This window comes from Microbacterium algeriense (genome assembly GCF_008868005.1).
Classification (GTDB): domain Bacteria; phylum Actinomycetota; class Actinomycetes; order Actinomycetales; family Microbacteriaceae; genus Microbacterium; species Microbacterium algeriense.
Map to the genome: position 1 here is coordinate 139919 of NZ_WAAO01000003.1, position 12322 is coordinate 152240.

Annotated in this window: 14 protein-coding genes; 12 read left to right on the top strand and 2 right to left on the bottom strand. The window is 70.5% G+C overall.

Annotated features, from left to right (window positions below; all coding sequences use genetic code 11):
- The first annotated feature begins 102 nt into the window (after positions 1-102).
- Genes F6A08_RS14400 through csrA form a run of 12 tightly spaced genes read left to right on the top strand, consistent with a single transcriptional unit; the run spans position 103 to position 9366 of the window.
- On the top strand, positions 103-348 hold the full coding sequence (locus tag F6A08_RS14400; RefSeq protein ID WP_017203678.1) for a flagellar FlbD family protein: 246 nt from the start codon (positions 103-105) through the stop codon (positions 346-348).
- Positions 348-1157, top strand: a complete 810-nt coding sequence (locus F6A08_RS14405; protein ID WP_017203679.1) for a motility protein A — start codon at positions 348-350, stop codon at positions 1155-1157. The genes F6A08_RS14400 and F6A08_RS14405 overlap by 1 nt, the downstream gene beginning before the upstream one ends.
- Positions 1154-1963 carry an OmpA/MotB family protein gene (locus F6A08_RS14410; RefSeq protein ID WP_017203680.1) on the top strand — a complete coding sequence of 270 codons (810 nt, stop codon included), beginning with the start codon at positions 1154-1156 and terminating at the stop codon, positions 1961-1963. Before F6A08_RS14405 ends, F6A08_RS14410 begins: the two co-directional genes overlap by 4 nt.
- Positions 1964-2014: 51 nt before the next feature.
- Positions 2015-2953, top strand: coding sequence for a flagellar motor switch protein FliM (locus tag F6A08_RS14415; RefSeq protein WP_151459820.1), 939 nt, complete (start codon positions 2015-2017; stop codon positions 2951-2953).
- Complete coding sequence (gene fliN, locus F6A08_RS14420) at positions 2950-3609, top strand: flagellar motor switch protein FliN (protein ID WP_017203682.1); 660 nt, start codon at positions 2950-2952, stop codon at positions 3607-3609. The genes F6A08_RS14415 and fliN overlap by 4 nt, the downstream gene beginning before the upstream one ends.
- 32 nt (positions 3610-3641) lie before the next feature.
- Positions 3642-4118, top strand: coding sequence for a FliO/MopB family protein (locus tag F6A08_RS14425; protein WP_017203683.1), 477 nt, complete (start codon positions 3642-3644; stop codon positions 4116-4118).
- The gene (gene fliP / locus F6A08_RS14430; protein ID WP_017203684.1) at positions 4115-4930 is read left to right on the top strand and encodes a flagellar type III secretion system pore protein FliP; all 816 of its coding nucleotides are present in this window, start codon (positions 4115-4117) and stop codon (positions 4928-4930) included. Before F6A08_RS14425 ends, fliP begins: the two co-directional genes overlap by 4 nt.
- Positions 4927-5199, top strand: a complete 273-nt coding sequence (fliQ, locus tag F6A08_RS14435; RefSeq protein ID WP_017203685.1) for a flagellar biosynthesis protein FliQ — start codon at positions 4927-4929, stop codon at positions 5197-5199. Before fliP ends, fliQ begins: the two co-directional genes overlap by 4 nt.
- A gap of 4 nt (positions 5200-5203) precedes the next feature.
- Positions 5204-5965 carry a flagellar biosynthetic protein FliR gene (locus F6A08_RS14440; protein WP_017203686.1) on the top strand — a complete coding sequence of 254 codons (762 nt, stop codon included), beginning with the start codon at positions 5204-5206 and terminating at the stop codon, positions 5963-5965.
- A complete protein-coding gene (locus F6A08_RS14445) occupies positions 5962-7053 on the top strand; it encodes an EscU/YscU/HrcU family type III secretion system export apparatus switch protein (RefSeq protein ID WP_124894956.1) in 1092 nt (363 codons plus the stop codon). Before F6A08_RS14440 ends, F6A08_RS14445 begins: the two co-directional genes overlap by 4 nt.
- Positions 7050-9110 (top strand): flagellar biosynthesis protein FlhA, encoded by a 2061-nt coding sequence (locus tag F6A08_RS14450; RefSeq protein ID WP_151459821.1) that lies wholly within the window; start codon positions 7050-7052, stop codon positions 9108-9110. The genes F6A08_RS14445 and F6A08_RS14450 overlap by 4 nt, the downstream gene beginning before the upstream one ends.
- Before the next feature lie 4 nt (positions 9111-9114).
- A complete protein-coding gene (csrA, locus tag F6A08_RS17870; protein WP_151459822.1) occupies positions 9115-9366 on the top strand; it encodes a carbon storage regulator CsrA in 252 nt (83 codons plus the stop codon).
- A gap of 22 nt (positions 9367-9388) precedes the next feature.
- Here csrA and F6A08_RS14460 read toward each other — a convergent pair whose 3' ends face one another.
- Together F6A08_RS14460 and F6A08_RS14465 are read right to left on the bottom strand one after the other, a co-directional pair.
- Positions 9389-10531 carry a hypothetical protein gene (locus F6A08_RS14460; RefSeq protein WP_151459823.1) on the bottom strand — a complete coding sequence of 381 codons (1143 nt, stop codon included), beginning with the start codon at positions 10529-10531 and terminating at the stop codon, positions 9389-9391.
- Positions 10528-12126, bottom strand: coding sequence for a sensor histidine kinase (locus F6A08_RS14465; protein WP_151459824.1), 1599 nt, complete (start codon positions 12124-12126; stop codon positions 10528-10530). The genes F6A08_RS14460 and F6A08_RS14465 overlap by 4 nt, the downstream gene beginning before the upstream one ends.
- Between the last annotated feature and the right edge of the window lie 196 nt (positions 12127-12322).

Genomic DNA, 12322 nt, shown 5'->3' on the forward strand with positions numbered 1-12322 from the left:
TAACGCGCGAAGCCGTCCGGCCGACAGTCCCCTTCGACAGCCCAGGATGGGCCGTCAGTCCGCGATCCCCGGAACGCGGACGGAATTTCCAGGATGGAGCCCATGATCGTCCTCACGCGCCTGAACCGCACCCGGTTCGCGGTGAACCCCGACCTGATCGAACGTGTCCAGGCCACGCCCGACACGACGCTCATCATGGTCGACGGCGCCACGTTCGTCGTCACGGAGTCGATGGACGACGTCATCGCGCAGATCACCGGGTTCCGGGCCGGCGTGCTGGCCGCCGCCGCGACGCTGATCGCCACCGGCGAGGCGGACACCGTCCGCGACTCCGAGGCGGGGCTCTGATGGACCCGTCACTGATCCTCGGCCTGATCCTCGCCTTCGGCGCCCTGGTCGCCATGATCAACATCGAGGGCGCGACCGTCGGCTCCCTGCTGCTGCCCGCCCCCATGGTGCTGGTGTTCGGCGCGACGATCGCCGTCGGGCTCGCGAGCGGGACCCTGCGCGACGCACTGCACGCTCTCAAGTCCCTGCCCCGGGCATTCCGCGGCGAGCGCCGCACCGCCCAGAGCATGATCGACACGGTCGTCGGCTACGCGGAGAAGGCACGCGCGGAGGGCCTGCTCGCGCTGGAGCAGGGCCTGGAGGACGAGAAGGATCCATTCCTGCGTCAGGCCCTGCAGAGCATCGCCGACGGCACGGATGCGGAGGATCTGCGCACGCTGCTCGAGGACGAGCTCACCTCGACCGCGGCCCGCAACCGCACCGCCTCGCGGTTCTACATGACCCTCGGCGGCTTCGCCCCGACGGTCGGCATCATCGGCACGGTCGTCTCCCTGACGCACGTGCTGGAGAAGCTCGACAAGCCCGACACGCTCGGGCCCATGATCGCCGCGGCTTTCGTGGCGACGCTGTGGGGTCTGCTGTCGGCCAACTTCATCTGGCTGCCGATCGGCGGCCGGCTGCAGCGGCTCGGCGAGCTCGAACTGGAGCGCATGACCGTGCTCATGGAGGGCATGCTCGCGATCCAGGCCGGCGCTCCGCCGCAGTTCGTCGGCGAGCGTCTGCGCGCCCTCGTCTCCGACCGCTCCTCGACCCGTGCCAAGGGCCGCTCCCGCACCCCGGCCGCCGAGGAGACGGAGCAGGGCTCATGAGCGTGCGCTCCCGGCGTCGGGTCCCGCAGGAGGAGCACAGCGGACCCGACGAGCGCTGGATGGCGTCGTACCTCGACATGGTGACCGTGCTGATGTGCATGTTCATCGTGCTGTTCGCCATGTCCACGGTCGACCAGGAGAAGTTCGAGGCCCTCAGCGCCTCGCTCGCGACCGGCTTCGGCCAGGAGCCCTCCGACGACATCGACGCCACCACCGGGGTCGTCGTGCCGCCGGAGCTCGTCGATGACGAGGGCGAGGACTTCGCCGACCTCGATCTGGCCGCCGCGCAGACCGAGTTCACCGAGCTCTCCGCCCTGCGCGAGCGTCTGCGCCAGGTGCTCGCCGACAACGGGCTCGAAGCCGACGTCACCTTCACGATCGACGAGCGGGGACTCACGATCGGACTGGTCAGCGCCGAGACGTTCTTCACCACCAACAGCGCCTCGCTCAGCCCCACCGCGATCGCCGTGCTCGACGCCCTCGGCTCCGTGCTGGTCACCACCCCCAACGAGATCTCGGTCGAGGGCCATGCGGACGTGCGCGGTTCGGTCGCGCCCTACCCGACCAACTGGGAGCTCTCGGCCGGCCGCTCGACACAGGTGCTGCGCCATCTCGTCGACGCCTCCGGCATCCCGCCGACGCACCTGAAGTCGGTGGGTTTCGGCGACACCCGTCCGGTCGCCGCGGGCGACAGCTCCGAGGCCCTGGCCCAGAACAGGCGGGTCGACATCGTGGTCCTGTCCGACGCGAAAGAGGAGGTGCGAGCGCTCATCCCCCAGGCGCAGGCGGCGCAGCCGTCTTCCTGACTCTCCCTCTTCCTTCTAACGCACGCCGATCACCGCCCGATAGTCGGGTTCGTGGTGATCGAGGAAAGCGTGCGCTCCGAAGCGCGCTCGGGGACGGCGACGAAGACCGCCGATGTCGAGGTGTACGACTTCGGCCGTTCGGCGACCCTGTCGCGCGAGCACACCCGGGCGCTGGAGCTCGCGTTCGAGACGTTCTCCCGGCAGTGGTCCGCACAGCTGTCCGCGAAGATCCACGTGCGCGCCACCATCGCGGTCGAGCACGTCGGGATGCTGACGTACGGCGAGTATGCGCAGTCGCTGCCGACCACCACCACGATGATCGTGTGCGCCCTGCCCGACTCCGAGGAACGCCTCATCGTGCAGCTGCCGACCTCGGCAGCCACCTCCTGGATCGTGCAGATGGTCGGCGGTCGCGCCACCGCCACCGCCGCCTCGGAGGACCGCACGTTCACGCCGATCGAGCAGGCCCTGATCCGCTCGCTGGTCGACGACGCGATCGATCACCTGACGGGAGCACTGGACGGTCTCCTCCCCGCCGGCGTGACCATGAGCGGGATCCAGTACAGTTCCCAGTTCGCGCAGGTCGCCGCCGCCGGTGAACCCGTCATCGTGGCGCGGTTCTCCATGCGCCTGGCCGGTCGGACCGTGCCGCTCAGCGTGATGCTCCCCGCGTCGATCCTGGCGGGCTTCACGGTGCGCCCCTCAGACAGCGAGCGGTCTGCCGCCCCCTCTCTCGTCCGGCGTCAGGTCGAGGTGGCACCGGTCGAGCTGTCCCTGCGGCTCGCCCCCCGGTCCGTCCTGCCCCGCGAGGTGCTCGACCTCTCCGTGGGCGACGTCCTCACCTTCCCGCACTCCGCCGACCGCCCCCTGGTGCTCGCCGTCGGCGATCAGACCGTGGCGACAGCCGCGGTCGGCAGCTCCGGCGCGCGGCTCGCGTGCGTCGTCGCCACCATCGTCCCCGATCCCGCCTTCGCCGAGGAGCCCGCGTGACCAGCACCACCACCTACGAATCCGCCGTCGCCGCCGCCTTCGCGGCCCGGCTCCCGACGGCCGCTCCCGTGACCGCTCGACCCTCCCAGGTGTCCGGCGACACGGGAGAGGCCCTGATCGTGCCGTTCGTCGGCGAGGCGAGTGCCCGGCTCGCGGTGCAGCTGTTCGACGCCGACGCCCTGATCGACGGGCTCGCGTCCGCCCCGCTCGCCGAGCGGCTGCGTGACGCGCTCGAATCCGCGACGAGCGCCCTGGGCTCCGGAGCGCTCGGCGACGCCCACCTCGGCGACGCCTCCACGCTCTTCGCCGATCCGCTGGCGCAGCTGTTCGACCTGCAGGACGACACCGACCGCACGATCGGGCGCCTGGCCGTCATCGTCACGCGCGCGCCGGAGGCCACCGCGAACTCCTCCCGGCGCCTGCACCGCATCGCCGGGGTCGAGATGGAGCTGACGGTCGAGATCGGACGCACCAGGATGGCTGTGCGCGACGTGCTCGACCTCGAGCCGGGCCGCGTCGTCGAGCTCGACCGCTCGGCGGGCGCTCCGGCCGACATCAAGCTCAACGGCCGGATCATCGCGCACGGCGAGGTCGTCGTCGTCGACCAGGACTACGCGGTGCGGATCACCCGCATCCTCGAGAACGTCGAGGCCTGACCCTGGACGACCTCCTGCTCGGCCTGCGGGTCGTGCTCTCGCTCGCCGCAGTGCTCGGGGCGCTGTGGTTCCTGCAGCGCCGCGTCGCGCGCACGCAGGCGCGTCGTCGCGACAGCGAGGCGATCACGGTGCTCGGACGGCAGGGGGTCGGCCCGAAGGCACAGGTCGTCATGATCCAGACGGAGGACGCCCGCTACGTCCTCGGGGTGACGGAACACGGCGTGAGCGTCGTCGATCGGCTCCCCCTGAAGCCGCCGACCGCGCACCACGACACCGCGCTCCCGGTGTGGTCGGGGACCTCCTCCGCGACCTCGGATGCCGCGGAGTTCGATCGCATCCTCGCCGCGACCGCGCTGACCGAGACGGCGGGCGCGGCGCCCACGGCCACCGCATCCGGCGAGCAGATGCTGCGGCGGCGCGTGCGGCACCGCAACGACCCGCTGCGCGGCTCCATCCTCTCCCCCGAAACCTGGCGGCAGACCGCCGAGGCCATCCGGCGCACCCGATGAGCGTCGCGCGGGGGGTCGTCGACCGGCGAGCGCTGCGACGGTTCGTGCTGATCCTGGTCGGCGTGCTCGCCCTCGTCGTCGTGCTGACCCTCGTCACGGGCACCGCCGCCCACGCCCAGGTCCCCCCGGACGATCAGGGCGAGGGTGTGACCATCGACATCAACGGGGCCGACGGCGGCCCGTCCGGGTCGATCCTCACCCTGCTGGGGATCACCCTGCTGTCGGTCGCGCCCGCGCTGCTGCTGATGATGTCGTCGTTCACGAAGATCTTCGTGGTGCTGGCCATGACGAGGAACGCGCTCTCGCTGCCGACCATCCCGCCGAACCAGGTGCTCGCGGGGCTGTCGCTCTTCCTGTCGCTGTTCATCATGTGGCCGGTGCTGACCGAGATCAACACGGTCGCCGTGCAGCCGTACATCGACGGCAGCCTCACGTTCGCGCAGGCCATCGACGTCGGCCAGCTCCCGCTGCAGGAGTGGATGCTGCGCTTCACGCGCGAGGAGGACCTCGCTCTGATGACGAGGATGGCGGACCAGCCCAACCCCGAGGACCCGTCGAGCGTCCCGATGTACACGCTCATCCCCGCGTTCATGATCTCGGAGCTGCGGGCGGCCTTCATCATCGGCTTCGTCATCTTCGTCCCGTTCCTCGTGATCGACCTGGTCGTGGCCGCAGCGCTGATGTCGATGGGCATGATGATGCTCCCGCCGGTGATGATCTCCCTGCCGTTCAAGATCCTGCTGTTCATCCTGGTCGACGGGTGGGGACTCATCATCCGCGCCCTCCTGGAGAGTTACGGAGGGGTCGGATGAGCCCGGAAGCCGTCCTCGACATCGGGGCCCAGGGGCTCCTCGTCGCAGCCAAGCTCGCAGCGCCCGTGCTGGTCACCGCTCTCGTTGTCGGCTTCGCGATCTCGCTGCTGCAGTCGATCACGCAGGTGCAGGAGGTGACGCTGTCGTTCGTGCCCAAGATCGTCGCGGTCGGCATCGCCCTGCTCATCGCCGGCAACTGGATGATCGCCGAGATGATCGCGTTCACGAACGAGATGTTCGCACGCATCCCCACCCTGCTGAGCGGATGACCCCGTGTACATCCCCATCGACTTCGCGTGGCTGGAGGCGACCATGCTCGCCGCGGTCCGCATCACGGCGTTCATCATGATCGCCCCGCCCTTCTCGTACGGGGCCATCCCGGCGAGGGTGAAGGCGACGCTCGCGATCGGCCTCTCCCTCGCGGTCGGCACCGCCGTCTCCCCCGGGTACGAGAACCTCGACACGGGTCCGTTCCTCGGAGCGCTCGTGCTGCAGCTGATCACGGGCGCCCTGCTGGGCTTCCTCGTGCTGCTGTGCTTCTCCGCGCTCCAGGCCGCCGGCAGCCTGATCGACGTCTTCGGCGGGTTCCAGCTCGCTCAGGCCTTCGATCCGCACTCGCTCGTCAACGGCGCGCAGTTCACGCGCCTGTTCCACCTGACGGCGCTCACGCTCCTGTTCGCCTCCGGCGGGTATCAGCTGATCCTGGCCGGGCTGGCGCGGAGCTTCGAGGCCGTCCCCGTCGACGGGGTGTTCGCCGTCGCCGGTCCCGCCGAGCTGCTCGTCGACGGGGTGTCGCAGATGGTGCTCGCGGCCGTGCAGATCGCCGGTCCCCTCGTTCTCGTCCTGTTCCTCGCCGACGTCGGCCTCGGACTCATCACCCGCGTGGCCCCCGCGCTGAATGCGTTCGCGATGGGCTTCCCCGTGAAGATCCTCCTGACGCTGCTGCTGGCCGGCGCGGTGTACGCCGTGCTGCCCGGCATCGTCGACTCCCTCGCCTCGCAGGCGCTGCGGATGATGCAGGGGGTGACACCGTGAGCGGCACCGACAGCGGCGAGCGCAGCGAGAAGGCGACGGACAAGCACCTGCGGGAGGCCAGGCAGAAGGGACGCATCGCACGCAGCCAGGATCTGACCGCCTGGCTCGGCATCGGCGCCGCGGCCATCACGACACCGGCGGCCATCGCCCTGGGTGCCTCCGCCGGCACGGAGCAGCTGCTGACGCTCACGTCCTTGACCCTGGCGCCCACCCCGCAGGCCGCGCTCGGCGCCCTCGCGCTCGGCCTCGGTTCCGTCCTCCCGACGCTCGCAGTGATGCTGGCGGCCGTGGCCGCCGTCACCCTGATCGGCGCGGTGATCCAGGGCGGGGTGCACCTGCGCAAGCTGAGCGGCCGTTTCGAGCAGTTCAACATCGTCACGGGGCTGCGCCGCGTGTTCGGGATGCAGGCGCTGTGGGAGGGCGCGAAGGCGCTGCTCAAGACCGCGGCGATCGGGATCGCGCTGTGGCTGGTCATCGCCGGTCTGATGCCCGTGCTCACCGCGAGCGGTGCGCACTCGATCACGCGACTGCTCGGCACCGCGACCGAGGGCACGACCGCCCTGCTCCAGACCGCGATCGCCGTCGGACTCGGTCTCGCCGCGATCGACATGTTCGTGGTCATGCGGCGCAACCGCAAGCACACCCGCATGACCAAGCGCGAGATCCGCGACGAGAACAAGAACTCCGAGGGCGACCCGCTCATCCGCCAGCAGCGGCGCTCGCGTCAGCTCGCCGTCAGCCGCAACCGGATGATCGCCGCGGTCGCCGGCTCCGATGTCGTCCTCGTCAACCCGACGCACGTCGCCGTCGCGCTGCGGTACGAGGCCGGTCGCTCCGCGCCGAAGGTCGTCGCCAAGGGCAGCGGCGTGATCGCCGAGCGCATCCGCGACGAGGCGGCGCGCGCCGGTGTCCCGATGGTGCGCGAGATCACCCTCGCCCGCGCCCTGCACGCCGCGTGCGAGCTGGGGCAGGAGATCCCCGAAGACCTGTACAACGCCGTCGCGCGGGTGCTGGTGTTCGTCGACGCGCTGCGTCGGCGCGGCGCCGCGCGCGGCATCCACTCCCTTCCCTACCGGAGGACCGCATGAGACAGCTGTTCGTCAAGCTCATGGTGCCCATCGGGGTCGTCGGCATCATCATGCTGCTCGTCGTCCCGGTGCCGCCGTTCCTGCTCGACATCCTCATCATCCTGAACATCATGTTCGCGCTGGTGATCCTGCTCACGTCGATGTTCGTGAAGAAGCCGCTGGACTTCTCGGTGTTCCCCTCGCTGCTGCTGGTGGCCACGCTGTTCCGACTCGGCCTCAACGTCGCCTCCACCCGCCTCGTGCTCGGGGAGGCGTATGCCGGGCAGGTCATCGAGGCGTTCGGCGCGATCGCGGTGGGCGGATCCCTCATCATCGGCGCCGTCGTCTTCCTGATCCTCGTCGTGATCCAGTTCGTGGTCGTGACGAAGGGTGCGGAGCGCGTCGCCGAGGTGGGCGCCCGGTTCACCCTCGACGCCATGCCGGGCAAGCAGATGGCGATCGACGCCGACCTCAACGCCGGACTCATCACCGATGCGGAGGCCCGCGAGCGGCGCGCGGAGGTCGCCGCCGAGGCCGACTTCTACGGCGCGATGGACGGCGCCTCCAAGTTCGTCAAGGGCGACGCGATCGCCGGACTCGTGATCATCATCATCAACCTCGTCGGCGGCATCGCGATCGGTCTCGTCCAGCACGGGATGTCGATCGACGAGGCCGTCAGCACCTACAGCCTCCTCACCATCGGCGACGGGCTGGTCACGCAGATCCCCGCTCTGCTGATGGCCGTGTCCACCGGCATGATCGTGACCCGTTCCACCGCCGAGGCGGAGATGGGGACGGCAGCCTCGGCGCAGCTCGGCCAATCCCGCAACGCGCTCATCATCGCCGGGTGCGCTGCCATCGTCATGTCGCTGATCCCGCACATGCCGATGCTGCCGTTCGTGGCCATCGGCGCGGTGCTGCTCCTGATCGCCCAGCGCATCAAGGCCACGCAGAAGCGCGAGGAGGCGACAGCGGCGAGGACCGCGGATCCGGTGCCGGCCGATCAGCCGGAGGAGCTGATCGAGAAGATGCGCGTGCACCCGCTGGAGATCCTGCTCGCGCCCGATATCGTCGACCTCGTCACGGGCGGACCGGACGACCTGCTGGCCCGGGTCAAGGCGCTGCGGCGCCGGATCGCCCTGGACCTGGGTCTGATCACCCCGCCCGTGCGGACCCGCGACAGCATCGAGCTCGCCCAGTCCGCGTACGTCATCCGCATCGCCGGCGTGGAGACCGGCAGGGGCACGGCGCCCGTGGGGTCGGTGCTCGCGCTCGGGCAGGGGCTGGACGCGCTTCCCGGCACCGCCACGCTCGATCCCGTGTTCGGCCTCGAGGGCAAGTGGATCCCGATGGAGATGCGCCACAGCGCGGAGTTCGCCGGAGCCACGGTGATCGATCGGGCCAGCGTGATCATCACGCATCTGAGCAGCGTGATCCACGCCCACGCCGCCCGCCTGCTCAGCCGCGAGGATGTGCGCCAGCTCACGGATGCGCTCAAGCAGGCCTCTCCGGCGGCGGTCGAGGAGCTCACTCCTGCCCTGCTGTCGCTCGCCGAGATCCAGCGCGTGCTGCAGGGCCTGCTCGCCGAGCGCGTCCCGATCAACGACCTGAGCCGGATCTACGAGGCGCTGGCCCTGCGCGCCAGGACCTCCACGGACCCCGAGGGACTGATCGAGGCGGCCAGGGCCGCACTCGGGCCGGCGATCGCCGCGCGATTCGCCGACGGCGGGACGCTGCGCGTGGTCATGATCAATCCGCTGCTGGAGCAGGCGATGCTCGAGAGCCTGCGCCCCGGAGACGACGGCACGCAGATCGTCTTCGACCCGCAGCGCATGGAAGCGGTCGTGGAGTCCGTCAAGCAGGCGGTCTCCGCGGTGCGGGACGGCGGGGAGCCGGTGCTGGTGTGTGCGCCTTCGCTGCGCCCGGCGGTTCGACGTCTGGTCTCGGCGCAGACCGACGGCCTGCCGGTGCTCTCCTACACCGAGGCGACCGCCGCCGCACTCACGATCGAGACCGTCGGCGTCGTCCGCGACGCACCGTCGACCGCGGTCGGCGCGGTCCCTGCGGCACTAGGCTGAACGAATGCTGGTGTTGACGAGGCGAATCGGTGAGAGCGTGCGCATCGACGGCGACATCGAGGTCACGCTGCTCGAGATCAAGGGCGACAGCGTGCGGATCGGCGTCAAAGCACCCCGAGAGACGCGCATCCAGCGCACGGAGATCGTCGAGGCCGTCGTCGCCGAGAACGTCTCCGCCGCCGCCGAGACCGATGCCGGCGCGGAGAGCGCCATCGCTGCAGCGCTCGCCCGCGGCCGGGAGTCCCGCACGTCCTGACCCCGCGCCGTCAGAGACGCCGTCAGACCCCGGACAGGTCCATCGACGTGGCGCGCTTCCACTGGTCGCCGCCGGCTGCACGTGCACGGGCGCACGCCTGCGCGGCGGCCGCGACGAGCGCGTCGTAGTCGTAGCCGACGACCGATGCGGTGGCCCACCCGATGCTCGCGGACGATCGGATCCCGGTGATCGTCTCATCCCGCTCCATCACGGCGATCCGACCGAGGATCGCGCGCAGGTGGTGCCGCACCGACTCGTCACCGCCGCGGAGCAGGACGATCGCACGACCGTCCTCGACCCGCTCCGCATCCGCCGATGCCGGAAGCGCCTCCTCGATGTCGTCGTGGAACCGGTCGACGAGGCGCGCGAACGCCGCCCCGGTGGACGCCTCCCGGAGGTCGACGGGGTCGTCGAGCCGGATGTCCAGCACGGACCACGCCTGATCGTGCTGCGCCTCGGCCTTGCGGAGCCGTCGACGAGCCCGTTCAGCCGCGTCGTCGTGAGCCGGGCCGGCCGCTCGCGCCTCCGTCCGCACCAGCAGCACGAGCGTGAACGCCGCGCACGTGCTCACCACGAGCGTCCCGACCGCGTTCATGCCCCGGAGGGCGCTGAGCTGTTCGTCGGACCCGATCCGACCGGAGACGAGCGCGGACGCGGCGCTCACGATCGCCACCACCACGAAGCCCGAGGAGGCGAGCGCCAGCGGCAGCACGATGTCGCGGACGGTGGGCCGGTCGCGCAGCAGCTCGTACGCGACGAGGCCGGCGAACGCGGAGCTGGCGAGGAAGGCGAGGTGGAAGGACGGCAGATACCAGCGGGTGTCCGACGTGGCCGCCAGGAGCGCGGGCACGGCCACCAGGAACGCGACGACCGGCCACCAGGACGCCCGGCGACCGAAGTGCAGGCGCAGCCCCACCCAGACCAGAGGCTCGAAGCAGAGCATGAGCGCCGACGCGATCGACCGCAGCATCTGCTCCTGCGTCTGCTGGCCGGCCAGCCACAGGTAGGCCCCCAGCACGCCGAGTCCGAAGGCGGCGCCCCAGATCACGGTGGCCCTGCTCGGCCTCGCCAGGGTGCCGAGTCCGACGACGAGGGCGGTGAGCACGGTGACCACCGCCACCATGCTCGTGGTGATGTCGACGCTGACGGGCACGAGCGGCGTCATGCCTGGACCTCCTTGACTCGGCGCTGGGGGAACCGCAGCGTCACGCGGGTGCCGACGCCGAGCTCGCTGGCGACATCGATGATGCCCTCGTGCGCGACGACGATCTCTCGGGCGATGCCCATTCCGAGCCCGGTGCCTCCGATGCCGGCCCGCACCGCGCTCTCCGTGCGGAAGTACGGCTCGAACACGCGCGACAGGTCGTCCGGCCCCATTCCCGCCCCGTTGTCGGAGATCGCGAGCTCGGCCTGCCCGTCGGCTGCCGCGCCGAGACTGACCTCGATGCGCCCTCCCGCGGGGGTGTACTTGACGGCGTTGCTGAGCAGGTTGTCGAGCACCTGCCGCAGACGGAACGCGTCACCGTAGATGACCAGACCGTCCGCCCCCTCGACCGTGAGCTCCTGTCGGTTCCCGGAGATGAGCGGGGCGTACGACGCCGCCGACGCCTCCACGACCTCGCGCAGATCGACCGGCTCGAACGGCTCCTGCGCCGCGCCGCCGTTCTGGTCGAGGATGCTGGTGACGAGGTCCTGCATGCGGTCCCCCGCGTTGGCGATGATCTCGAGCTGCGCCGGCACCCGCCCCGGCAGGTCGTCGCGCTCGCGGAGCAGGTCCACGTGACCGATGATCGCCGTCAGCGGGTTGCGCAGCTCGTGGGAGACGACCGCGGTGAGGGCGCGCCGCTCCTCCTCGGCTTCGAGAAGGGCGGTGACGTCATCGATCACGACCAGGGTGATGCGGTCGCCCTCGCGCGCGCTGGCCATAGGCTGCGTGCTGACCTCCAGGGCACGCCAGCGCCCCTCGCCGTCGAACAGCCACACCCGCTCCGACTGCAGGCTCTCGCCGCGAGCGGCACGCGACAGCGTCGTCTGCTCCAGCGGCACCGCCGTCCCCTTCCTGGCGTCGTACTCGACGGCGGCCGAGGGCAGCGCCGCTCCGAAGCGATCACGACCGTACAGAGCGCGGTAGGCGTCGTTCATCTGGAGGATGCGCCCCTCCGCCGTGACCACGACCAGCGCCACCCCGAGGGCGTCGACGACCTGCGTGACGCGGTGCTGGTTCGTCTCGGCCCGTTCCGCGGCGCGGTTCACCTGCTCCGAACGACGCTGCAGGAGCCGTCGGGCGGCTCGGGAGCGCTGAGCGCCGATCCGCACGGTCACACCGAGGAAACCCAGGGTGATCACCAGGGTGAGCAGGCGCAGCAGCACGTCCGCCGGTGTGCCGTTCTGATCCGCGAACACGACGAGCGTTCCGCTGATGAACACGATCCCGCCGAGCACCCAGGGCAGGGTGAAGTACGTCGCCAGCCACACGACGGGGAACACCCAGAGGAAGCCGAGACGAAGATCCGGCGCATTGGTGGTGAAGCCCACCGCCAGCGCATCGAGCAGGGGGATCGCGGCCGCAGCGGTCCGCGGAAGCCGGTGCCACGGCACCGCCAGCGTGCCCAGCGTGGTGACCATGATGAGGGCGATGCCGGCCACCACGAGCGGGTTGGCGAAGGTCTGCGGCTTGAACGCCGTGATCATGACGACGATCGCGACGATGCTGCCCGTGAACACCAACTGCCAGCGCCAGATCGACACGGTGCGGATCATGTGTCGCCCGCCCTCCGGTCGATCCTCAGCATTCCCGCAAGATTACTCAAAGATCGGGCCCGCGCGCTCTTCGGGGGCCTTCGCCGCCATAGCATTCTGAGTGGGGCCGACACTGCGACTGGGGATATTCGCAGAAGCTGGGGCCGCGAGTGGGGATTCGCAGGCAACCGGGGCCGCGGCTGGGGAGCCGCGGTCC

Bases quoted from the DNA above. Each gene is read 5' to 3' on its own strand.
- F6A08_RS14460 (WP_151459823.1), bottom strand. From the start codon at position 10,531: ATGACGCCGCTCGTGCCCGTCAGCGTCGACATCACCACGAGCATGGTG.
- F6A08_RS14410 (WP_017203680.1), top strand. From the start codon at position 1,154: ATGAGCGTGCGCTCCCGGCGTCGGGTCCCGCAGGAGGAGCACAGCGGA.
- F6A08_RS14450 (WP_151459821.1), top strand. From the start codon at position 7,050: ATGAGACAGCTGTTCGTCAAGCTCATGGTGCCCATCGGGGTCGTCGGC.
- fliQ (WP_017203685.1), top strand. From the start codon at position 4,927: ATGAGCCCGGAAGCCGTCCTCGACATCGGGGCCCAGGGGCTCCTCGTC.
- csrA (WP_151459822.1), top strand. From the start codon at position 9,115: ATGCTGGTGTTGACGAGGCGAATCGGTGAGAGCGTGCGCATCGACGGC.
- F6A08_RS14465 (WP_151459824.1), bottom strand. From the start codon at position 12,126: ATGATCCGCACCGTGTCGATCTGGCGCTGGCAGTTGGTGTTCACGGGC.
- F6A08_RS14405 (WP_017203679.1), top strand. From the start codon at position 348: ATGGACCCGTCACTGATCCTCGGCCTGATCCTCGCCTTCGGCGCCCTG.
- fliP (WP_017203684.1), top strand. From the start codon at position 4,115: ATGAGCGTCGCGCGGGGGGTCGTCGACCGGCGAGCGCTGCGACGGTTC.
- F6A08_RS14400 (WP_017203678.1), top strand. From the start codon at position 103: ATGATCGTCCTCACGCGCCTGAACCGCACCCGGTTCGCGGTGAACCCC.